The sequence below is a fragment of the Corynebacterium sp. CNJ-954 genome (genome assembly GCF_001942345.1).
Taxonomy (GTDB): Bacteria; Actinomycetota; Actinomycetes; order Mycobacteriales; family Mycobacteriaceae; genus Corynebacterium.
In genome coordinates this window covers 54,263-75,693 of sequence record NZ_MKKI01000004.1, presented here as the reverse complement: position 1 = coordinate 75,693, position 21,431 = coordinate 54,263, and the positions used below count along the sequence as shown (strand labels likewise).

Annotated in this window: 24 protein-coding genes; 9 read left to right on the top strand and 15 right to left on the bottom strand. The window is 65.2% G+C overall.

What is annotated here, in order from left to right; genetic code table 11:
* The first annotated feature begins 142 nt into the window (after nucleotides 1-142).
* Together BJF89_RS02820 and BJF89_RS02815 are read left to right on the top strand one after the other, a co-directional pair.
* The gene (locus BJF89_RS02820; protein ID WP_075812042.1) at nucleotides 143-724 is read left to right on the top strand and encodes an Ltp family lipoprotein; all 582 of its coding nucleotides are present in this window, start codon (nucleotides 143-145) and stop codon (nucleotides 722-724) included.
* Between the two features lie 109 nt (nucleotides 725-833).
* Nucleotides 834-1,520: a YdcF family protein gene (locus BJF89_RS02815; protein WP_075812040.1), complete on the top strand. Its 687-nt coding sequence runs from the start codon at nucleotides 834-836 to the stop codon at nucleotides 1,518-1,520.
* Nucleotides 1,521-1,530: 10 nt separating this feature from the next.
* Here BJF89_RS02815 and BJF89_RS02810 read toward each other — a convergent pair whose 3' ends face one another.
* The 3 genes from BJF89_RS02810 to BJF89_RS02800 form a co-directional block, all read right to left on the bottom strand.
* On the bottom strand, nucleotides 1,531-1,902 hold the full coding sequence (locus BJF89_RS02810; protein ID WP_139311851.1) for a hypothetical protein: 372 nt from the start codon (nucleotides 1,900-1,902) through the stop codon (nucleotides 1,531-1,533).
* Nucleotides 1,886-3,379, bottom strand: coding sequence for an MDR family MFS transporter (locus tag BJF89_RS02805; RefSeq protein WP_187344667.1), 1,494 nt, complete (start codon nucleotides 3,377-3,379; stop codon nucleotides 1,886-1,888). The genes BJF89_RS02810 and BJF89_RS02805 overlap by 17 nt, the downstream gene beginning before the upstream one ends.
* A gap of 272 nt (nucleotides 3,380-3,651) precedes the next feature.
* Nucleotides 3,652-4,518, bottom strand: a complete 867-nt coding sequence (locus BJF89_RS02800) for a PspA/IM30 family protein (protein WP_075812036.1) — start codon at nucleotides 4,516-4,518, stop codon at nucleotides 3,652-3,654.
* 103 nt (nucleotides 4,519-4,621) lie between these two features.
* Here BJF89_RS02800 and BJF89_RS02795 point away from each other — a divergent pair, with 103 nt between their 5' ends.
* Nucleotides 4,622-5,695 carry an NAD(P)-dependent alcohol dehydrogenase gene (locus tag BJF89_RS02795; protein ID WP_075812034.1) on the top strand — a complete coding sequence of 358 codons (1,074 nt, stop codon included), beginning with the start codon at nucleotides 4,622-4,624 and terminating at the stop codon, nucleotides 5,693-5,695.
* A 39-nt stretch (nucleotides 5,696-5,734) separates the two neighbouring features.
* Here the strand turns inward: BJF89_RS02795 and trxA are convergent, their stop codons facing one another.
* Nucleotides 5,735-6,097 carry a thioredoxin gene (trxA, locus tag BJF89_RS02790; RefSeq protein WP_075812032.1) on the bottom strand — a complete coding sequence of 121 codons (363 nt, stop codon included), beginning with the start codon at nucleotides 6,095-6,097 and terminating at the stop codon, nucleotides 5,735-5,737.
* 192 nt (nucleotides 6,098-6,289) lie between these two features.
* On the opposite strand from trxA, the gene BJF89_RS02785 reads away from it, so the two are divergent.
* A complete protein-coding gene (locus tag BJF89_RS02785) occupies nucleotides 6,290-6,799 on the top strand; it encodes a hotdog fold domain-containing protein (RefSeq protein WP_075812030.1) in 510 nt (169 codons plus the stop codon).
* Here BJF89_RS02785 and BJF89_RS02780 read toward each other — a convergent pair whose 3' ends face one another.
* Genes BJF89_RS02780 through BJF89_RS02770 form a run of 3 tightly spaced genes read right to left on the bottom strand, consistent with a single transcriptional unit; the run spans nucleotide 6,800 to nucleotide 8,203 of the window.
* Entirely contained in the window at nucleotides 6,800-7,174 is a 375-nt protein-coding gene (locus BJF89_RS02780) for a CrcB family protein (protein WP_075812028.1), read from the bottom strand.
* Entirely contained in the window at nucleotides 7,171-7,617 is a 447-nt protein-coding gene (locus BJF89_RS02775; RefSeq protein ID WP_075812026.1) for a CrcB family protein, read from the bottom strand. The genes BJF89_RS02780 and BJF89_RS02775 overlap by 4 nt, the downstream gene beginning before the upstream one ends.
* Nucleotides 7,618-7,657: 40 nt before the next feature.
* Nucleotides 7,658-8,203, bottom strand: a complete 546-nt coding sequence (locus BJF89_RS02770; protein WP_075812024.1) for a YceI family protein — start codon at nucleotides 8,201-8,203, stop codon at nucleotides 7,658-7,660.
* 87 nt (nucleotides 8,204-8,290) lie between these two features.
* On the opposite strand from BJF89_RS02770, the gene BJF89_RS02765 reads away from it, so the two are divergent.
* A complete protein-coding gene (locus BJF89_RS02765) occupies nucleotides 8,291-8,767 on the top strand; it encodes a MarR family winged helix-turn-helix transcriptional regulator (protein WP_255372458.1) in 477 nt (158 codons plus the stop codon).
* Here BJF89_RS02765 and dnaB read toward each other — a convergent pair whose 3' ends face one another.
* From dnaB to BJF89_RS02730, 7 genes are all read right to left on the bottom strand, one after another.
* Entirely contained in the window at nucleotides 8,768-10,285 is a 1,518-nt protein-coding gene (dnaB, locus tag BJF89_RS02760) for a replicative DNA helicase (RefSeq protein ID WP_139311850.1), read from the bottom strand.
* Nucleotides 10,286-10,917: 632 nt separating this feature from the next.
* Entirely contained in the window at nucleotides 10,918-11,373 is a 456-nt protein-coding gene (rplI, locus tag BJF89_RS02755; RefSeq protein WP_038550657.1) for a 50S ribosomal protein L9, read from the bottom strand.
* Between the two features lie 63 nt (nucleotides 11,374-11,436).
* Nucleotides 11,437-12,063, bottom strand: coding sequence for a single-stranded DNA-binding protein (locus BJF89_RS02750; protein WP_075812020.1), 627 nt, complete (start codon nucleotides 12,061-12,063; stop codon nucleotides 11,437-11,439).
* Between the two features lie 65 nt (nucleotides 12,064-12,128).
* On the bottom strand, nucleotides 12,129-12,428 hold the full coding sequence (rpsF, locus tag BJF89_RS02745) for a 30S ribosomal protein S6 (RefSeq protein ID WP_038550660.1): 300 nt from the start codon (nucleotides 12,426-12,428) through the stop codon (nucleotides 12,129-12,131).
* A gap of 111 nt (nucleotides 12,429-12,539) precedes the next feature.
* The gene (locus BJF89_RS02740) at nucleotides 12,540-12,740 is read right to left on the bottom strand and encodes a hypothetical protein (RefSeq protein ID WP_075812018.1); all 201 of its coding nucleotides are present in this window, start codon (nucleotides 12,738-12,740) and stop codon (nucleotides 12,540-12,542) included.
* Between the two features lie 12 nt (nucleotides 12,741-12,752).
* A complete protein-coding gene (locus BJF89_RS02735) occupies nucleotides 12,753-14,906 on the bottom strand; it encodes a transglycosylase domain-containing protein (protein ID WP_075812016.1) in 2,154 nt (717 codons plus the stop codon).
* Nucleotides 14,903-15,367 (bottom strand): DUF5318 family protein, encoded by a 465-nt coding sequence (locus tag BJF89_RS02730; protein ID WP_075812125.1) that lies wholly within the window; start codon nucleotides 15,365-15,367, stop codon nucleotides 14,903-14,905. The genes BJF89_RS02735 and BJF89_RS02730 overlap by 4 nt, the downstream gene beginning before the upstream one ends.
* A 130-nt stretch (nucleotides 15,368-15,497) precedes the next feature.
* On the opposite strand from BJF89_RS02730, the gene BJF89_RS02725 reads away from it, so the two are divergent.
* The 4 genes from BJF89_RS02725 to BJF89_RS02710 all read left to right on the top strand — a co-directional run bounded on the left by BJF89_RS02725 (nucleotide 15,498) and on the right by BJF89_RS02710 (nucleotide 18,530).
* Nucleotides 15,498-16,604, top strand: coding sequence for an inositol-3-phosphate synthase (locus BJF89_RS02725; RefSeq protein WP_075812014.1), 1,107 nt, complete (start codon nucleotides 15,498-15,500; stop codon nucleotides 16,602-16,604).
* Between the two features lie 115 nt (nucleotides 16,605-16,719).
* Nucleotides 16,720-17,172: a MarR family winged helix-turn-helix transcriptional regulator gene (locus tag BJF89_RS02720; protein ID WP_075812012.1), complete on the top strand. Its 453-nt coding sequence runs from the start codon at nucleotides 16,720-16,722 to the stop codon at nucleotides 17,170-17,172.
* Nucleotides 17,173-17,175: 3 nt separating this feature from the next.
* Nucleotides 17,176-18,132, top strand: a complete 957-nt coding sequence (locus BJF89_RS02715) for a universal stress protein (protein WP_075812010.1) — start codon at nucleotides 17,176-17,178, stop codon at nucleotides 18,130-18,132.
* Nucleotides 18,133-18,182: 50 nt separating this feature from the next.
* Complete coding sequence (locus BJF89_RS02710; RefSeq protein WP_075812008.1) at nucleotides 18,183-18,530, top strand: hypothetical protein; 348 nt, start codon at nucleotides 18,183-18,185, stop codon at nucleotides 18,528-18,530.
* 45 nt (nucleotides 18,531-18,575) lie between these two features.
* Here the strand turns inward: BJF89_RS02710 and leuS are convergent, their stop codons facing one another.
* Complete coding sequence (gene leuS, locus BJF89_RS02705) at nucleotides 18,576-21,428, bottom strand: leucine--tRNA ligase (RefSeq protein WP_075812006.1); 2,853 nt, start codon at nucleotides 21,426-21,428, stop codon at nucleotides 18,576-18,578.
* Nucleotides 21,429-21,431: the final 3 nt, after the last annotated feature.

Below are 21,431 nucleotides of genomic sequence, written 5' to 3'. Positions count from 1 at the left end.
TGATTCCGATCATTCGACCGGTCCGTTCGAACGCCAAAATTCGCCGTCCTCCCCCGGTGCGATGATCTCTGCAGTCCTTCGAGGAGAGGACGTCCATCGACCGGCGTGACCGGTCTCCACCGACGCAGAGAGACGTTTCACCATGACCACCAACATCCACCCCCAGGACACGCAGTACCAGCAGCCCGCACCGGCTCCGGTGAAGAAGCCCTTCTACAAGAGGGTCTGGTTCATCATCCTGGCCATCGCCGTCTTCATCGCCATCGCCGTGGGTGCCACGGGCGGTGACGAGGACGCGGCGGAGGCCGCCGATGACACCACCCCGGTCGTCACAGCCCCGGCCACTGACGCTCCTGTCGACGTACCTGCGGCCGCGCCGGTCGAGGACGACGCCCCTGCACCGGAAGCCCAGGACGTTCCCCGTGAGCACCAGTCGGCTCTGCGCAAGGCAGAGACCTACTCCGAGATGATGCACATGTCCAAGGCCGGAATACTCGACCAGCTGACTTCCGACTACGGCGAAGGGTTCTCCCCTGAGGCCGCCCGGTACGCCGTCGACAATGTCGACGCCGACTGGAACAACAATGCACTGGAGAAGGCCCGCACGTACCAGGACACCATGAGCATGTCCCCGTCGGCGATCCACGAGCAGCTGGTCTCCGAGTACGGCGAGAAGTTCACCGTCGAGGAAGCCGACTACGCGCTGGCCCACCTCGACCAGTAGGCCGGGGCCACAGTTTTCGGGGGCTTCCCGCGCCTCCGGGCATCAGTTATGCTGCTATCACTACTCTGCGCCACTGCGTCGAGGAGAGCCGAACCAACTGGAGTGAACTGTGCCGATTCGCCCGTCGTCGTCGACCCGGGACCTGCGACATCGCCTGTCCGCCGTTGTCCTCGCCGGATCACTGGCAGCCGGCGTCGCGACTGCCCCACCAGCCATGGCAGACCCGTCAGGTTCTTCCTCGGGTTCCCTCGGTTCCAGTGGAAGCATCTCAGGTTCAGGCGCCGTGTCCGGTTCCGTCTCCGTCGTCGACGACCTCGTCGCCGCGGCCAGACAGCAGGTCTACAACATCACGGACTCCGAATTCGTCCGCACTCCCCTGGCACACTCGATTCTGCAGCGCATCGACACGGCGCCCGTCGTGGTCCTCGGCGCACAACTGCAGGAGGACTGTTCCGCACCGCAGGTGCTCACCGACCGGTTGCGCGCCGCGGCTGAGCTCCTCGCCGAGCACCCGGAGAACCCGGTGATCGTCACCGGTGGACAGACCCGTGAGGACTGTCCTTCGGAAGCCGCCGCGATGAAGGACGCCCTAGCAGAGATGGGTGTCGGCAACGAGATCATCCTCGAGGAAGAGGCCGGCAACACCCTGCAGAACGTGAAGTACACCGCCGAGATGATCAGGGAGCGGGGCGGAACCGCGATCGTGGTCACGTCCGACCCGCACTACCTGCGGGCGTTGAAGAACTACCGCGACGCCGGCCTCCGGGCGTTCGGCTACGTCGGCGGTCGGGGCTGACGTCCCAGGGTCAGTCCACCATCTCCACGACCACCCTGTCCGCGGAGACCAGGCAACGGAACTGCTCCCCGTCCGTACGCGCACCCTGCGTCACCTCGACCCCGTCCAGATGTTCCGCGAACACCTGACCGTCGATGATCCACCGGTCACCGTCCTGATCGGTCCTGGCCCCCCACAGGTCCAGTTCGGCGTTCTTGCCGTACCCGGTCTCCCACCGGACCTCCTCACCGCAGTGGGTACGGGCCTCGGACTCGCGCAGTCCCCCGGCGCGCTCCAGGTACGACTGTCCGTACCACCACACCACCGCCACGCCGACCGCGACCAGGGCCACGAGCAGCGCAATGACGACGGTCAGCACCCGCCGGTCAGGCGTTCTGTTCATCCCGCTGATCTTCATCGGCGGTGGCGGTCACGCTCCGCGCATCGATCCGCAGCACCAGGGTCAGCACGAACACGAGCACGGCGATACCGGACCCCAGGTAGAAGGCCACGTGGACACCGTCCACCAGTGCACCTGTAGGCGTCCCGGCCGTGGAGTTCGCCGAGCCGATACCCATGACGGCGATGAACAACGCGGTTCCGGCGGCACCGGCGAGCTGCTGCAGGGTGTTGAGGATCGCCGAACCGTGCGAGGAGATCTCGTTCGGGACCGCGGCGAGCGCATTCGACATCAACGGCGTCATCAGCAGTGACAGGCCGATGTTCAGCACCACCGCAATCGCGGCGAGATACCAGAAGGTCTTGTTCTCGTCGAGCATGAGCAGCAGACCCATGGCGACCACCAGCAGCGCGCCGCCGGGGATGATCAACGGCCGCGTCCCGTGGGCGTCGTACAACCGTCCGACGATCGGGCCCATCGCCCCCATGATGATGCCACCGGGGAGAGTGACCAGCCCGGTCTGCAGCTCAGAGAGACCCAGGACGTTCTGACCGAAGATCGGCATGATGATGATGAAACCGAACAGTGAACCGAACGACAGCAGCATCAGGCCCAGGGACCAGGAGAACTCGCGGATCTTCAGCGGGGTGGTGTTCATCAGGGGCGCACGGTGTTCACCGGCGGCCTGGGCACGCATCAACGTGCCCTGACGCCGGAAGAAGACGACCAGCACGACAGCACCGACGACCAGGCACACGACCGCCACCGTCGGGAACTCCTCGGCAGCCTTGGAAAGACCGGACAGACCGTAGATCGCCGCGGCGAAGCCCACCGCAGACAGCAGCACGGACACCGGGTCGAACGGAGGACGACTCGGTTCCTCGAAGTTGCGGATCTGCCAGATACCCATCACGAGCGCCAGCAGGGCCAGGGGGATCATGACCAGGAAGATCCAGCGCCAGCTCGCGAGCTCGAGAACCAGACCCGCGAATGTGGGCCCGAGGGCCGGGCCCACCGCGATCACGATCGTGACCAGACCGAAGACGGAACCACGGCGTTCCACCGGGATGAGGATCATGATCGTGGTCATCAACAGCGGCATGATCAGCGCCGTACCTGCGGCCTGCAGTACACGGCCGGCCAGCAGCGCCGCGAAGATCGGCGCCACGGCGGCCAGGACGGTTCCGGCCAGGAACAGCGACAGGGCCGCGATGTAGATCGTCCGGAGCGTCAACCGCTGCATCAGGTAACCGGTCGTGGGGATGACCACGGCCATGGTCAACATGAAGACCGTGGTCAGCCACTGGGCCACGTCCTCCCCCACCTCGAATTCGCGCATGAGGCTGGGCAGCGCATTCGACAACGCGGTCTCGTTGAGAATCGCGACGAATGCCGCGGCAACGAGAATGCCGATCAACAGGCCGACGTTGACGCCTGAGGTGTCCGGGCGAGAGCCGGACGTGGTTCTGGTGTCTGGCATGGAGGTCCTCCCAAAGATGCAAGGCGACATTCGCGCACGGGTCAGCCGTGGAGACGTCGTCACCGGTGGGCTGCAACGGCGAATGACACGTCGCAGCGATTGGCTCGGGATGAAGGCAACCAAAAAGACCTCCGTGCGGAGGCCTTGTCACAACTATCCGGAGTGCCCGGGGCCGCCCCTCGGCGGAACACCACGCTCCCGTGCTCAAGCCTTGCAATCCTAAAGGGTGCGGGGACCCGGCGCAACCCTCCAGGACACAGAACCTACGGGGTCTACCGGCCGGACGATGCCCCTGGCTGGTCGTCCCCGGCGCCGGCGTCAGACGACGGTTCGGGTGACGCCTCCGCATCCCCGACCCCGTCGTGCGCAGCGCCCTCCTGTCCGGCAGTGATCTCACCCGTGGAACCGGCAGCACCGCCACCGGCCAGCTCCGCACGGATCTGTTCCAGCCGGGACGAGGCCGCCATGTCCCGCCCGCTGGTCTCGATCTCGGCCATTCTGCCGCGCACACTGTTCTCGGTGAGCTCCTGGGCGCCGAGCGCAGTGGCGTAGCGGGCCTCGATCTTGTCGCGGACGCTGTCGAGGGTCGGGACACTGTCATCCGCCTGGATACCCTGCATGGACTCCAGTGCCTGGTTGGAGCTCTCCTGCATCTTCGCCTGGTCCACCTGGGCCCGCAGCTGGTCGATCTGGCCCATCTGCTCCTTCAGCCGCGCCTCCGACTGCCGCTGCTGCTGTTGTGCCTGCTCTGCGGCCTGGGTCGCCTGGGCATGCATCTTCTTGGTGTCCTCGATCTCCTGCTCGACCGTGACAAGCTGCGTCGCGAAGATCTCGGCGGTGTTGGTGTACTCGGTTGCCGCGGCGGAATCCCCCTCGGAGCTCGCCTTGTCAGCCTGCTGCAGTGCCGTGCGGGCATTGTTCTGCAGCTTCTCCTGGTCTTTGACCAGGCGGTTCAGCGTCATCTCCAGTTTATTACGGTTACCGATGATGCGGGCGGCAGACTCCGTGACCTCACGGTGCTGTTTTTTGGCGGCTTCCGTCGCCTGCTGAATCTGGACTTTCGGGTCCGCGTTCTCCTCGATGGTGGTGTCGAGGGACTGCATCAGGTACTTCCAGCCCTTGGAGAAGGGGTTCGCCATGGCGGCACTCCTAACAATGTCTTGTCCGGTCTGTTCCCCAGCATAAAGGGTTTTCTGCTCGCGCGTGCCGCCTCTGCGGGGAGGACGGTTACCATCGGAGACCATGACTACCACCGCTGCCTGTATCGAAGCCCCCTCCGCCGGCGCTGACCTGACGAAAGGTACCGTGACCCGCCGCGATCTGCGCCCCGACGACTGTCTCGTCGAAATCCGCTGGTCCGGAATCTGCCATTCAGACATCCACACCGTCAACGGCGACTGGCCACACGACAACTTCCCGATGGCGCCCGGCCACGAGATCATCGGCACCGTCCTGGACACCGGTGCAGAGGTGACACGGTACGCCGTCGGCGACGTCGTCGGTATCGGCTGCATGGTCGACTCCTGCGGCGAGTGCGCCTCCTGCACCGCCGGGGAGGAGAACTACTGCCTCAACGGCATGACCGGCACATACAACAGTGTCGACCGACACGACGGGTCAATCACCCAAGGCGGATACTCGACCCACATCGTCTGCCGGGAGGACTTCCTGATCCGGATGCCGGAGGTCGCCGGTGGTCTGGACGGAGAGACCATGGCGGCGATGACACCATTGCTGTGCGCCGGGATCACCACGTACTCGCCCCTCAAGCACTGGGGTGTCGGCCCGGGCTCCCGCGTCGCCGTGGTCGGCATGGGTGGCCTCGGCCATGTCGCGGTGAAGATCGCCACCGCGCTCGGTGCCGAGGTGACGGTCTTCTCCCACGGCCTGTCGAAGGAGGAGGACGGACTCCGGTTCGGTGCCTCGTCCTACGTGGCCACCGGCGGGGACGCCGCAGACACCTTCCACAAGGCTCACGCTGATGAGTTCGACCTGATTCTCAACACCGTCTCGGCTGCGCTGCCCATCCACCGGTACATCAGCATGTTGGCACCGGACGGGACGCTGGTGATGCTCGGCCTCCCTCCGGAGGGCATGAACATCCGGGCCAACCAGCTCACCGGGCGTCGACGCAGCGTCGCCGGATCAAATATCGGCGGTATCGCCGAGACCCAGGAGATGATCGACTTCTGCGCCGAGCACGGCATCACCGCCGACATCGAACTCGTCGGCGCCGACGGTGTCAACGACGCCTACCGGCGCGTCCTGGGCTCAGAGGTGCGCTACCGTGCCGTGATCGACGCCCACACCATCTGACCGTCGCTCCCCCTCGACGGCCGCCCCCGGTCGCCGTCCCTAGCTGTTCTGCTCGGCGACCTTCTTACGGACGTCGTCCATGTCCAGGCCCTCGACCTCGGTGATGAGATCGGTGAGGGCCTTCGGCGGCAGCGCGCCGGCCTCACGGTAGACGAGGATGCCGTCGCGGAACGCCATCAGGGTGGGGATGGACTGGATCTGCAGTGCTGCAGCGATGTCCTGGTTGGCTTCGGTGTCGATCTTGCCGAACGTGTAGTCCGGGTACTTCTCGGACACATTCTCGTAGACCGGGCTGAACCGCTTACAGGGCCCGCACCATTCCGCCCAGAAATCGAGCAGCACGATGCCGTCGCCCTGGATGGTGTCCTGGAAGTTCTCGCTGGTGATCGTCGTGGTGGCCATGGCCGCACCTTCCTGACTGTTGGTTCGTCTGCTGGTTTGCTCTCGTTCCGCACCCCGTACAACGTCGTCGGGGACGGCAGGTATTCCACCGTTGCTGTTACCGCTCCCCACGGTACCGGTGTTCGCCGATATACGTCACCGCTACTGTAGTTCGGCTGTGGCGGCCGACCTGCTGGGATAATGTCTGGATACATGACTACTCATGCTTCCGGACACGGCTCCGCCACCGGCACCTACACATTGTGGAAGAAGCTCAACGGCAGCGCACCGGGCCGCGGGCTGTTCTCCCTGGGATTCAGTCTGAAGGCCCCCTACTTCCGGACGGTCTTCCCCCGCATCCGCGTCGCTGAACCAGGCCGTGCGGTTGTACGTATCGGCGACTGGTGGGGTGTGCGCAACCACATCGGCACATTCCACGTGATCGCCGCGCTCAACGGAGCCGAGGCGGCCATGGGCATGCTCTGCGAGTCCACGGTCCCCACCTCCCACCGCTGGCTACCCCGCGGGATGCGCGCAGACTACCCCACGAAGTCGACCGGCGGGCTGACCGTGACCGCCACCGCTGACTTCCCCGACTTCTCCACCATCACCCGCGAAACCGGCGGACAACTGGTGACGCTCGACATCGCACTGGTCGACGACGCGGGCAATGAGCCGGTCCACGCGGAGATTGACGTGTGGATCTCCGCGAAAAAGAGCTGATCACCAGTCGACGAGCCAGTGGCCGAGGGCGAAGGCGGCCACCGCCAGCAACGCCATCCCGACCACGGAGATGAGCGCTGCCAACGCCCGGTCACGGCGGAACAGCAGGACCGCATCCGCCGAGGCGCTGGAGAACGTGGTGAAGCCGCCGCAGAGGCCGGTACCGATGAGCGCGATCAGCCACCAGCTGTCCGTCAGCCCGTAGAGCACACCGAGGACCAGCGACCCGACGGTGTTGATCACCAGCAGGCTGACGAGCAGGTCACTGCGGGTACGTTGTTTTATCGCCGAGTCGATGCGCCAGCGGAGCCATGCACCGGCACCGCCCCCGAGGGCGACGAGAAGTGCCGCCACCAACGAAATGTCGCCGGTCATGCGTCCTCCCCCTGGACACCCCGGTCACCGGGAACGAGTCGTTCGCCGCACCACATTCCGGCGCGGGCGAGGAGCAGCCCCAGTACGACCGTTCCCACGATGTAGACGACAGGCCCGAGCACGCCACCGGCATCCTGCACGGTGGCGGCGATCGCGGAGTACGACGTGAATCCCCCGAGTAGACCGGTACCGAGGGAGACACGGATCCTGTTCCTACGGCCGGGTGCGCCGTCCCGTCCGGTGTCCCGCACGAACGGCAGCGCTCCGACGAGAAGCCCCATGGCGAAAGCACCGACCTGGTTGACCACCAGGAGGGGCCAGAGGGACCCTGCCACGCCGGTGTCCACGGTGAAGGCCCACCGCAGAAACGCGCCGAGGGCTCCCCCGGCAAAAACGAGGGCACCGAAACGGCGTTGCTCCCCTGTGGACACAACTGAAGTCATGTCCGTGATGCTAGAACACCTGACCGGAATAGTCAGGTAGTCAGGCGTTCTTCGTCGCCGAAATATCGAAGTTGAGCTTGATCTTCTCGGACACCAGCACACCGTCGCTCTTCAGCGGAGCGTTCCACGTCAGCCCGAAGTCCGTACGGTTGATCTCCGTGGACCCCTCGAAACCGATGCGACTGTTGCCCCAGGGGTCGGTGACCTCGCCGTCGAACTCGAACTCGACGGTGACCGACTTGGTGACGTCCTTGATGGTCAGGTCACCGGTGACGACCAGGGTGTCGTCACCGTCGGCACGGACCTCGGTCGAGGCGAAAGTGATCGTCGGGTAGGTCTCGACGTCGAAGAAGTCGGCCGACTTCACGTGGCCGTCACGGTCAGCGTTCCTGGTGTCGATGGATCCTGCCTGGATCTCGACACTGATCGACGCATTCTCCAGACCGTTGCCGGTGGAGGCCGATCCGGTGAAGTCAGTGAAGGATCCACGGACCTTGGTGACCATGGCGTGGCGCGCAGTGAAACCGATCTCGGAGTGCGCCGGGTCGATGGTGTAGGTGCCGCTGTAGTCGTTGATGCTGCTCATGATGATGTTCTCCTTGGTGTGGTGCGATACGGGAGCCAGAGTAGACGCGGGTAGTTGATGTGTCAACTACATCATTACTGTGGTTGAATGGGAAACATGACGAACGGCAAGACGACGACCCCCTGGCTCACCGAGTCCGAACAGTGCCTCTGGCGATCCTGGCTGTCCGTGGCCCGGCGTATGGACTCCGCCCTGGCACGGGACCTTCAGCGCGACACCGGCCTGTCCATGCCCGACTACGAGGTCCTCGTGAATCTCTCCGAGGCTGACGGGCACAGGATGCGTATGGCGGTACTTGCCGACCGGCTCACCTGGGACCGTTCCCGCCTGTCACACCAGATCACCCGCATGATGAACCGGGGACTCCTCGGCAAGGAGACGTGTAACTCCGATGGCCGTGGAGCTTTCGTCGTGCTCACCGACCACGGTCTCGAGACCATCCGGGATGCGGCACCCTCCCACGTGACCTCGGTACGCCGCATGATGTTCGACGTGCTCAGCGACGAGCAGGCCGCCGACCTCCACGAGATCCTCGCGACCCTGGCCGAGCAGTTCGAGGAGTAGTCACACTCCCCTGCTGAGGTCCGAGAACTTCGAGTAGTGCAGCTGGTGCGCGACCTGGACCGTGCCGATAGGCCCACCACGGTGCTTGGCCAGGATCAGGTCGGCCTCCCCTGCCCGCTCGTGATCCCGGTTCTGGGCGTCCGGGCGGTTGATGAGCAGGACGATGTCGGCGTCCTGCTCCAGCGAACCGGACTCGCGCAGGTCCGACACGCGCGGGAGGGCGTCGTCGCCACGTGACTCCACACCACGGTTCAGCTGCGAGATCGCCACCAGTGGCACGTCAACCTCCTTGGCAAGCAGCTTCAGCTGACGGGAGAACTCGGACACCTCCTGCTGGCGTGACTCCACCTTCTTGCCCGAGCTCATCAGCTGCAGGTAGTCGACGACGATCAGGCCGAGGTCGTGCTTCTGCTTGAGCCGTCGGGCCTTGGCGCGGATCTCCGTCATCGTCAGGTTGGGTGAATCGTCGATGTAGATGGGCGCATTCTCGATGGCTGTGACCCGCTGGGTCAGTTTGTCCCACTGCGAATCGACCATCTTGCCGCCACGCATCACCGACAGCGGCACCTCCGCTTCCGCGGAGAAGACACGCATCATCACCTCCGACTTACTCATCTCCAGGGAGAACAGCACCGAGGCACGGTTCTGCTGCACCGATACCGAGCGCATGAAGTCCATCGCCAGCGTGGACTTACCCACACCGGGACGCGCAGCGACGATGATCATCTGACCACCACGCAGGCCGTTGGTCATCTCGTCAAGCTCACTGAACCCGGTGAGAACGCCCTCCCCCTGCCCGTCGCCGTTCTCGAGTGCGTCCAGCTCGTCCATGGTGGACTCCAGCAGATCCTGGAGGACCATGTAGTCCTCCGACGCAGACTCGTTGGTGATGTTGAACATCTCCTGCTGCGCCCGGTCCACGACGCTCTCGAGTTCATTCCCCTCCAGACCGGAGTAGCCGTACTGCACGATCCTGGTCCCGGCGGACACCAGACGGCGCAGGACGGCCTTCTCGGCAACGAGGTCGGCGTAGTAGCCGGCGTTCGCCGCGGTGGGAACCTTGGAGGACAACTCGTGCAGGTACGGGGCCCCACCCACGCTGTCGAGGATGGCGTTGTTATCCAACCGTCCGGCGAGGATCACCGGGTCGACTTCCATGCCCTCGCCATAGAGCTCAAGCATGGTCTCGTAGATCGTCCGGTGAGCCGGACGGTAGAAGTCATCCGGCCGAAGGCGTTCGACGACGTCTGCGATGGCGTCCTTGCTGAGCATCATGCCACCGAGCACGCCCATCTCCGCCTCGGTGTTCTGCGGCATCTGCCGGGGTTCAGCGAAGGCACCTCCGGCACCGGTGGCGTTGTCCCGCCGCTTGAAGCCTCCGCGTCCACCGGAACCGCCCTGAGCGTGCTGCTGAGCCGGCGCGAAGGCGTCGTTGTCCCACTGATCAGGCTCCGGCGGCAGAGGAGCGTCCCCCATGTCGTCGGCGAAGCTGTCGCGTGCCCGGTCCGGTGTACTCATGTCCATGATTCTAGCCCCCTCCTCGGACTTCATTGACGTCCGGACAACCCTACGCGAGACGCCGCCGCCCGGGAGTTGTCCACAGGCAGTGTGGGTGAACTGTGGAGAAAATGTGGGCGGATCTGCGTCCGTCCAGTTCCGCTTGTGGACAACCTGTGGACAGGGACCGCTCTGACCTGCAATTATCGAAAAACATGCAGGTAAGAGGGGTCAAAATGAAGAATATTAACTGCACTGCTCCGTGGACAACATGTGTCACCGCAGGCCAGATAGCAGCTCTGCGGCATTGTCCGAGGTCACGCCATAACTAAATATGCGCATAATTTCTGCATATCACAGAAAGTTATCCCGAGTTGTCCACAGTTATCCACAGGCCCGTGAACCACTGTGTACAACGGTGTGCGGGAGCCACGTCCCCCGGATATGCCACAGGCCCGCCGACCGGTCGGAACGACCGGGGCGGGCCTGTCTGGCGATGCTGTTGTCTTACAGATGGTGGCGTTCTTCGCCGCCGACGCGCGGATACCCGGACTGCGGACACACCGGTTGTCTAGGCCGGACCCCGGGTGTCTAGGCCGGGGGTGTCCGAAGACCCGTCGTGGGTTCCTGCGACGGGGGAGGCGAGGAGAGAACTACTTCTCTGCGACGACCTTGAAGTTCAGCGACGCGACGACCTGCGGGTGCAGCTTCACGTCGACGTTGTAGGAACCGGTCGCCTTGACGTCACCCTGGTTGAGGACGATGGTGCGCTTGTCGAGCTCGCGACCGCCGGCAGCCTTCACGGCGGCGGCGACATCCTCGGCAGTGACGGAGCCGAACAGCTTGCCCTGCTCCGACGTGCGCACGGTGACCGTGACGTTGTTCAGGCGGTCGATCTCGCCCTTGACCTCGCGGGCGTGGTCGAGGTCGCGAATGACCTTGTCCTGCTGGGCACGGCGGATGTTCTCCACCTGACGCTCAGCGCCACGGGTGGCGGTGATGGCGTAGCCGCGCGGCAGCAGGAAGTTGCGTCCGTAGCCGGCCTTGACCTCGACGATGTCACCGGGGACACCGAGGTTGTCGACGGCGGCGGTGAGGATCAGCTTCATGATCCGTAGCCTTTCATGGTTTCGGTAGATCCCGAGGGATCCGGGGGTTACTCACACGGCAGATCAGAACGGCGGTTCGTCGCCGCCGTCGAAACCGGACTGCGGAGCGGAGTTCCACGGGTCATCGTCCGGCGCGGCGTTACGCCCGCCGAACCCACCCTGGTTACCGGCGTTACCGCCGTAACCCTGGTTGGGTTGACCACCCTGGTTTCCCTGCTGACCACCGAAACCACCCTGGCCACGGTTACCACCGAAGCCTCCCTGGTTACCGGCCTGGCCGCCGCCCTGCGGGGCCTGCTGGCCACCGAAGTTCCCACCCTGGCGGGGGGTCTTGGTGACCTGGGTCGTGGCGTACTTCAGGGACGGGCCGACCTCATCGGCCTCGACCTCGAACACGGTGCGCTTCTCGCCCTCGCGGGTCTCGAAGGAGCGCTGCCGCAGCCGACCCGTGACAATCACCCGGTCACCCTTGGTGAGCGAGTTCGCCACGTTCTCGGCCGCCTGCCGCCACACGTTGCATTGGAGGAACAGTGCTTCGCCGTCCACCCACTGATTCGACTGGGAATCAAACCGGCGCGGCGTGGACGCCACACGGAAGTTCGCGACGGCGGAACCGCTGGGGGTGTACCTCAGCTCGGGATCCGCGACGAGATTTCCGACGACGGTGATCGGGGTGTCTCCCTGTGCCATGTCAGTTTCTCCTGTCAGTCGGTGTCAGTGTCGGTTCGACGTTGATGCAGATGCCGCGAGGACGCTTACTTGGCGTCCTTGCGCAGCACCTTCGTGCGCATGATGATGTCGTTCAGGTTCAGAACGCGGTCGAGCTCCTGGACGGTGGCCGACTCACAGTTCAGGTCGACGACGGCGTAGATGCCCTCGTCCTGCTTGTTGATCGGGTACTCCAGGCGACGCTTGCCCCAGATGTCAACCTTGTCGACCGTACCGTTGTCCTTGCGGACCGTCTCCAGGAACTTGTCCAGGGACGGGGAAACGGTGCGCTCATCCTGTGACGGGTCGATGATAATCATCATCTCGTATTGACGCACGGACCTCATCACCTCCTGTGGTCTAGTGTTTTTTCGGCCGTATCCGGGAGTGGTTACGGCAGGAGGGTTCGTTGCGTCAGCAACCTGATCAGGATACACGCCGGACGTGGTGTGCCCAAGTTATCCGGACGCAGGTCCCGCCGTCCCCCAGAACACGGCCACGACGACGGGGATCACCGTGATGAAGACGATCGCCGCAGCGAACAGGCCCCAGATCACCGCAGGGCGACGTTTCGCCATGAAACTGGCGAAGGATCCGCCGAACAGCAGGAACCCGATGAAGACGCTGCCCATCGTGATCAGCAGCTCTGTACTGGACATGATCGCCGCAGATCAGAGGTTGTTGAGGAAGTCGTCGATCATCCGTCCGATGTCGGTGTCCTGCCCGGTGCCGTTACCGGTGTCAGCCCCGGTGTCGGGGACGTCATTCGACGCGCCGCTGTCACTGTCCTGGTCTCCTTCGGCAGCACCGCCACCGGTGCCGCCGCCACCCTGCATCTCCGCAGAGCCACCACTGCTGGAGGCATTTCCTGCCTGCGGGTCCTGGACGACGGGAACCGAGCTGGCGAACTGCTCGACCTCGTCATTGACGAGGGCCTCGTTCATGAAGCCCTGCCAGATGTCGGACGGCGACTGCGAACCGTACATCGAACCGCCGTAACGGCCGTCCATCAACGGCTGGCCGTCAGTGTCTCCGATCCACACGGCGGTCGCCAGCTGGGGGGTGGAACCGATCATCCAGGCGTCCTTGTTCTGTCCGGTGTCTCCCAACTGGGCGGTACCGGTCTTCGCCGCGCTCGGGCGTCCGCCGGCCAACGAGTGGCCGTTGGAGTAGGCGGCGATCGGCCCCATGGCCGCGATCACCTCGTCAGCGACCTCAGGCTGAACGACCTGGGTGGATTCCATCCCCGTGTTGTCCATCAGCATCTCGCCCTCGGAGGTCTCGACCTTCCAGACGAAGTGGGCGGGGATGTAGCGGCCCTGGTTGGTCAGCGTCGCCAGCGCAGAGGCCATGTCGAGCGGCCGGGACTGGTACTGGCCGAGGGTGATGCCCTCGTACGGGGTGCCGCCGTTCTCACGGAGGGTCTCGCCGATGCCCGGGAGCTCCTCGGCGACGCCGAGACGGTGTGCCATGTCGGCGACGTCCTGGGGACCGCCGTTGAGGTCACGGGCGACACGGATGAAGGAGGTGTTCAGCGAGCGCTTGAGCGCCTCTGCCATAGAACAGGTGCCGCAGGACTCACCCTCGACGTTGTTCACCTCGGTCGCACCGGTGGTGACGGGGGAGGAGTCGTAGGGGGTCGAGGTCGGGATGCCCTGCTCGACCGCCGCGGCCATCGTGAAGATCTTGAAGGTGGAGCCGGTCTGGAGACCGGCATTGGCCCAGTCCAGCCCGGTGGGGTCGTCGCCGCCGTAGTAGGCGCGGACACCTCCGGTCTTGGGGTCGATCGCCACGCCGGCCGACCGGACGGTGTCTGCCTGGGCGTCCATCGCGCTGTGGACGTTCTCCACCATGGCCCGCTGGTGGTTGGCGTCGATGGTCGTGGTGATCTTCAGACCGCCGGTGTTCACGGCTTCTTCGGTGATGCCGTTGGCGTTCAATTCGGCGAGGACCTGGCTCTTGATCAGGCCGTTCGTCCCCTCGGCCACAGATCCCGAATCCACCTGTGCAGGATCAATGACCTCCGGGTAGACCATCTCGTCACGTTCCTGCTGGCTGATCGTGCCCATACCGACCAGGCCGTCGGAGACGTAGTTCCACCGCTGCTCGGCCTCGGGGCGGTTGGTCCACGGGTCGAGTTGGCTGGGCCGTTGGATGGAGGCGGCGAGCACCGCACCCTCGGCAGGAGTCAGCTCCTGGAGCGGCTTGTTGAAGTACGCACGGGAGGCAGCGGAGATGCCGTAGGCGTTGCGTCCGAAGTAGATCGTGTTGAGGTACGCCTCGAGGATCTCGTCCTTCGACCACTCACGGGACATCTTCGATGAGATCACCAGCTCCTTGCCCTTACGGACCAGGCTGCGCTCGTCACCGACGACGGCGTTCTTCACGTACTGCTGGGTGATGGTCGATCCGCCGCCGGCGTCCTCACCGGTGAGCTGCCCCAGGGCCGCACGTCCGAACCCCGTGATCGAGAACCCGGGGTTGTCGTAGAAGTCCCGGTCCTCCGCCGCGATGACGGCGTTGCGGACATGCTCGGGGATCTCCTCGATGTCGACGTTCTGCCGGTTGCCCTCGGGCGGGACGATACGGGCCAGCTCAGTGGTCCCGTCGTTGGCGAAGATCTGGGAGATCTGGTTGTTGACCAGTTCCTCAGGCTGCGGGACCTTGGTCACCGAGTAGGCGGCGAAGAACGTCACCAGCGGCACCACGATCAGCACGGCCAGAACTGCCGCCACTGAGGCGAAGAGCCGACGCCACACCGGCTTGCGCGTGCGCGTGCGCTGCCGTTTCGTGGAGTCGTTGGGGGTGGTCGAGTCGTTAGTCACGTGGCTGTTCTCTCCGTACTGGATCTACCGGCACCGTACATGTCTTCCCTGATGAGATGGTTCCATCCGCAGCGGAGGCAGACCTCCACCGTGTGGACAGCCACCCCGCTCCCGGATCCTCCGACAGGGGCTGCGCCGGGACGTTCCGTAGCAGACCGTCCGACGCCGTCAGGAAACAGGGTAGCGAGGATAGCGCCAATCTCCGAAAGACTACGCGCCGTTCCCGATTTTTCCCCCATTGCCGCACCGTGGATCCACAGGCTCTCACGGAGATCCGGTGCGCCGCAGACGGGGCAGGGGCGGTCGACACGGTAACCCAGCACCTCTGCCGAGGACATGAGGCCGCGGTCGGCGTCACAGACCTCCGAACGTCGCCGGTCGCCCTGCCGTAGCGCACGCAGGGTCCGCTGACGGTCCAGGTCGTGGGAGACGGTGTGGACGGGCTGCACTGGGGTCGACATGATGCGGGCCATTCTATCCGGTTTCCCGGTCCGGGTGAATCGGTCAAGACCGGACGTTGACCGGTCAAGTTACTTTCCACCCCACGTCAGCCCGTGTTTTTCAGTTCCTGGAGGGCTAACGTCCGGAGCCATGAGTTCACAGGACAACACCTCCATCAAGCTGGCCATCGCCGGCATCGGCAACTGCGCCACCTCACTGCTCCAGGGCCTGGAGTTCTACAAGGACACCCCGGACGACGACACCGTCCCCGGCCTCATGCACGTCCGCTTCGGCGACTACCACGTACGCGACATCGAGCTCGTCGCCGCCTACGACGTCGACGCCGACAAGGTCGGCAAAGACGTCTCCGTCGCGACGGAATCCGGCCAGAACTGCACCATCAAGATCTGCGACCTCCCCGAGTCGGGGATCACCGTCCGCCGCGGCCACACCGCCGACGGTCTGGGCAAGTACTACCGGGAGACCATCGAGGAGTCGACCGAACCCGACGCCACCCATGATGAGGTCGTCGCCCACCTGCGCGAGACCGGCGCCGACGTCCTCGTGTCGTACCTGCCGGTGGGGTCGGAGGAGGCCGACAAGTTCTACGCCCAGTGCGCCATCGACGCCGGCGTCGCCTTCGTCAACGCCCTGCCGGTCTTCATCGCCTCCGACCCGGAGTGGGCGAAGAAGTTCGAGGACGCCGGGGTCCCCATCGTCGGCGACGACATCAAGAGCCAGGTCGGCGCGACCATCACCCACCGCGTCCTCGCCCGTCTCTTCGAGGAGCGCGGCGTGACCGTCGACCGGACCTACCAGCTGAACGTCGGCGGCAACATGGACTTCAAGAACATGCTGGAACGCGACCGTCTCGAGTCGAAGAAGGTCTCCAAGACCCAGGCCGTGACGTCCAACCTCACCGGATCCCTGTCCGGCAAGATCGACGACCGCAATGTCCACATCGGCCCCTCCGACTACGTGCAGTGGCTCGACGACCGTAAGTGGGCCTTCATCCGCCTGGAAGGCCGCGCCTTCGGCGACGCGCCCATCAGCCTGGAGTACAAGCTCGAGGTCTGGGACTCACCGAACTCCGCCGGCATCATCATCGACGCGGTACGTGCCGCGAAGATCGCCAAGGACCGTGGAATCGGCGGACCCGTCGACCCGGCGTCGACCTACCTGATGAAGTCCCCCCGGATCCAGCAGCCGGACGACAAGGGCCGTGCCGATCTCGAATCCTTCATCTCGGGGTCCTGATCACCCTCATTGTAGGTCGGCTATATCCCTCTGACCTGCCGGGTTAAGGAACTTCACTGACCTAAAAGTGGTGCGAGTATACCTTTCAGGAGCAAAGCACGGTAGATTGGTCGGCATGACCGCTACCCCGTCTGAAGTCGCGAAGCGCCTGCGGCCCGTCGTCACCCGGATGTACCTCCTGTACTTCCGCCAGACCACGCAGTCCAGCATCAGCACCGCGCAGCTCTCCATCATGATGAACCTCCAGACCCACGGTGCTCTGCGCATCAGCCAGATCGCCGATCTGGAGTCGATCCGGATGCCCACCGCCTCCAACGCGATCAACCACCTTGAGTCGCTGGGCCTGGTCTCCCGCGTCCGCGACGTGAGCGACCGCCGCGGTGTGCGTGTGAAACTCACGGACCTCGGCAAGACCGAACTGACCCGGATCGGCGAGGAACGTGACAAGCAGATGGCGAACATCCTCGCCGTCCTCGACCCGGAGCAGCTGGAGAAGGTGGAGGAGTTCATCCCGACCCTGGAGGCCGGTATGGAGGTCTTCGACTCCCGTCGCATGGGGGAGAAGTAGCCGGTGACTCCGCTGCGCGTGCTGCTGGCCTGGCGGCCCGACGGGGATCCCGACGGCGCTGACACCAACACCGGCACCGACACCGCGGCATTCGTCTCCTGGCTCTCCAGGACCGCCGAGATCACCGTCAAACCGGTGACCGTGATCCCGCGGATCTGGCCTGAGGGCGTCGACCGTGTCGACGCCTCCGACGCCGCCGCCGTGCAACGGTTCGAGGAGTGGGCGGCCGCAGAGTCGACCGCCTGTCATGCTGCAGCCCGCACCGCCCTCATCGAGGCCGGGGTGCCGGAGTCGATGATCGACGACAGTGACGAGCTGCTCCACAGCCATTCAGAGACGACGGCGCTGATCCGGTCCGCCGAGGAGTTCGGCGCGGACCTCATCGTCGTCGGTTCCCGCTTCGGGACCTCCGGCGGCCCCGTCGGACGCTTCCGGGCCGGGTCGACCGCGGATGCGCTGTTGCACTGCGCGCCGCTGCCTGTGGTCACCGTGCCACGGACACCGACGTTGTCGAAGCACGGCGTCACACGCGTCAGCTGTGCCTACGTCGACAACGAGCAGTCCCACCAGGCCCTCCGGAAGGCGGCGGACCTGGCCTCGCGCTGGGGTGTCCCGCTCCGACTGGTCGCCTTCAGTCCTACGGGCGCATCGATGTACCCCACCCTCACACCGTTTCCCGACGCCGCCGAAGCGGACGAACGCTGGCGCGGTCAGGCGCTCGACATCCTCGCCCGCGGCAGGGAGCGCGCCGAGGAGCGTCACCCGGACCTGCGTGTGGAGACCGAAGTCGGCTCCGGACCCGGGTGGAGCGGTGCGATGGACGACGTGCACTGGAAGAAGGGCGAGATCCTCGTGGTCGGGTCCTCCGTCCTCGGTGCCTTCAACAGGGTCTTCATCGGCCCGTCCACCAACCAGCTTCTCGCACACTCACCTGCGCCGGTTCTCGTCAGCCCTGTCTGAGTCCGGCGGTAGCCGACCAGACGGGCCCCCGGGCTAGACTCGGAGACATCATGTCCGCTCAGCCCAACAGTTCAGAGAACCCCGATCCGCTCGACCGCCTCGAGAACCTTGACCGGCGTACGTCCGTGCGCCAGGCCTGGCAGTTGGCGGTCGCCTTCCCCGTCGTCACCATCGTCGCCTGGATCGTACTCGACCAGACGGTGGGGGACACCGCCGTCACCCGGATCATCCCGACGGTGATCTCCATGTTCGGCCCGATCGTCGCCGGTCTCGTCGTACTCCGCAAATGGCGCCGCTACCAGTGGTGGCAGCCGTTCATGGGCACACTGTGGTGGCTGATCCCCTTCTTCCTCATCATCTTCACCACACTGCCGGTCCCGCTGATCATCGGGCACTGAGCACCGTCACGTGCCGGGGTGGGGGAGTGGACCCCACCTGTTCACCTATTTCGCGACGATGTTCACCATCTTGCCGGGGACCACGATGATCTTCGCGACGGTCTTGCCCTCGACATGCGCCGCCACGTTCGGCTCCGCCAGCGCAGCGGCCTCAACATCCTCACGCGCCGCGTCCACGGCCACGGTCACGCGGCCACGCACCTTGCCCATCACCTGGACGGGCAACTCGACAGTGTCGTCGACCAGCCACTTCTCTTCCCAGGTGGGGAACGGTGCATGCGCCAGAGAACCCTCGTGGCCCAGGCGTGACCAGAGCTCCTCCGCGATGTGTGGAGCGACCGGCGCCATCATCAGCACCAGTGGTTCCACGGCGGCACGGGGCACCGATGCCCCCGCGTGAGCCTTCGTCAGGTGGTTGACGTACTCGATGAGCTTGGCGACGGCGGTGTTGTCCCGCAGGTGGGCGTAGTCGTCATGCACGCCCGCGACGGTGCGGTGCAGTGCCCGCTGGTCGTCGTCACTGAGTGTGGTGTCCGAGACCGCCGGCTGACCGGTGGCCTCGTCCACGACCAGTCGCCATGCGCGCTGCAGGAAGCGCTGGGCACCGACGACGTCCTTCGTGGCCCAGGGGCGGGAGGTGTCCAGCGGGCCCATCGACATCTCGTACACCCGCAGAGTGTCTGCGCCGTAGTTGTCGCAGATCTCGTCCGGCGAGACGGCGTTCTTCAGGGACTTGCCCATCTTGCCGTACTCCTGGGTGACCTCCTCGCCGTTGTAGTAGAAGGTGCCGTCCTTCTCCTCGACATCGGCGGCAGGCACGTAGACCCCGCGCGAGTCGGTGTAGGCGTAGGCCTGGATGTAACCCTGGTTGTAGAGCCGGTGGTAGGGCTCGTAGGAGCTCACATGGCCGAGATCGAAGAGCACCTTGTGCCAGAAGCGGCTGTAGAGCAGGTGTAGCACGGCGTGCTCCACACCACCGACATAGAGGTCCACACCACCCGAGGGAGCGCCCTCGCGCGGTCCGGTCCAGTACCGTTCATTCTCGATGTCGACGAGCGCGTCGTTGTTCGTCGGGTCGATGTAGCGCAGCTGGTACCAGGAGGAGCCGGCCCACTGCGGCATCACGTTGGTGTCGCGCCAGTAGGTCCGTTCGCCGTCGCCGAGATCGAGGGTGACCTCAACCCACTCCCTGGCCTTGGCCAGCGGAGGCTGCGGCTCGGAGGAGGCGTCGTCCGGGTCGAAGCTGACGGGCTTGTAGTCCTCGACCTCGGGGAGTTCGACGGGCAGCATGGATTCCGGCAGCGCGTGGGCGACTCCGTCGGCGTCGTAGACGACCGGGAAGGGTTCGCCCCAGTAGCGCTGGCGGGCGAAGAGCCAGTCACGCAGCTTGTACTGGATCTTCTCTTCACCGACGCCCTGTTCAGCGAGCCAGGCGATGGTGGTCTCGATCGCATCGGCCTTGTTCATGCCGTTGAGGTCGAGTCCCCGTTCATTGGCGGAGTTCACCAGCACGCCGTCACCGGTGTAGGCGGCGTCGGCGATCGGGACGTCCCCACCGGAGACGACCTCGGTGACCGGCAGGCCGAAGACGGTGGCGAACTCGTGGTCGCGTTCATCGTGGCCCGGCACCGCCATGATCGCGCCGGTGCCGTACCCGGTGAGCACGTAGTCGGCGATGAAGACGGGGACCTGCGCGCCATTGACGGGGTTGGTGGCGTACGCCCCGGTGAAGACGCCGGTCTTCTCCTTGTTCTCCTGCCGCTCCAGGTCGGTCTTCGCCGCGATCGCCCCGCGGTAGGACGCCACGGCGGCCGCCGGGGTCGCCTCGCCGTAGGTCCAGCGTCCGTCGGTGTCGGCGTCGTAAGGCAGATCCGTGACCAGTGCGTCGACAAGTTCGTGCTCCGGAGCGAGCACCATGTACGACGCTCCGAACAGTGTGTCGGGACGGGTGGTGAATACCCGGATCGGACCGGCGTCGCTGGCGAAGTCGACCTCGGCACCGCGGGACCGTCCGATCCAGTTGCGCTGCATGGACTTGACCTTCTCGGGCCAGTCGAGGTCCTCGAGGTCGTCCAGCAGCCGGTCGGAGTAGGCGGTGATCCGCATCATCCACTGGGACAGCCGCTTACGGAAGACGGGGAAGTTGCCGCGCTCGGAGCGTCCGTCGGCGGTGACTTCCTCGTTGGCCAGGACGGTGCCGAGACCGGGGCACCAGTTGACCGTGCTGTTCGAGCGGTACACCAGGCGGTGCGCGTCGAGCTCGGCCTGCTGTTCGGCGGGCGTCAGGTCAGCCCAGTCGGGATGCTCGGCGGCGAACTTCGCCTCCAGTTCGGTGATCGGGCGCGCCTTCTCCGCCTCGGTGTCGAACCAGGAGTTGTAGATCTGCAGGAAGATCCACTGTGTCCACCGGTAGAAGTCGGTGTCGGTGGTGGCGACCACGCGGCGGCGGTCGTGCCCCAGACCCAACCGTCCCAGTTGACGTTCCATGTTCTCGATGTTGGCGCTGGTGGTGGTGCGCGGATGTGTGCCGGTCTGCACTGCGTACTGTTCGGCAGGCAGGCCGAAGGCGTCGTAGCCGAGGGTGTGCAGCACGTTGCGCCCCAGCATTCGGTTGAAGCGGGCGTAGACGTCGGTGGCGATGTACCCCAGCGGGTGTCCGACATGCAGACCCACGCCGGAGGGGTAGGGGAACATGTCCTGGACGAAGAGCTTCTCGGGGACGGCGGTGGCGGCCGTCTCCGGTGCGCCAGCCTCGGCGAGGTCGCCTACAGGGTTCGGCGCATTGAAGGTGCCGTTGTCACGCCAGTACCCCTGCCAGCGACTTTCGATGTCGCCGGCGAGTTCCGGGGTGTAGCGGTGGGACGTGGACTCGCCAGATTCGCTCCGAGGGTTAGTCATGTC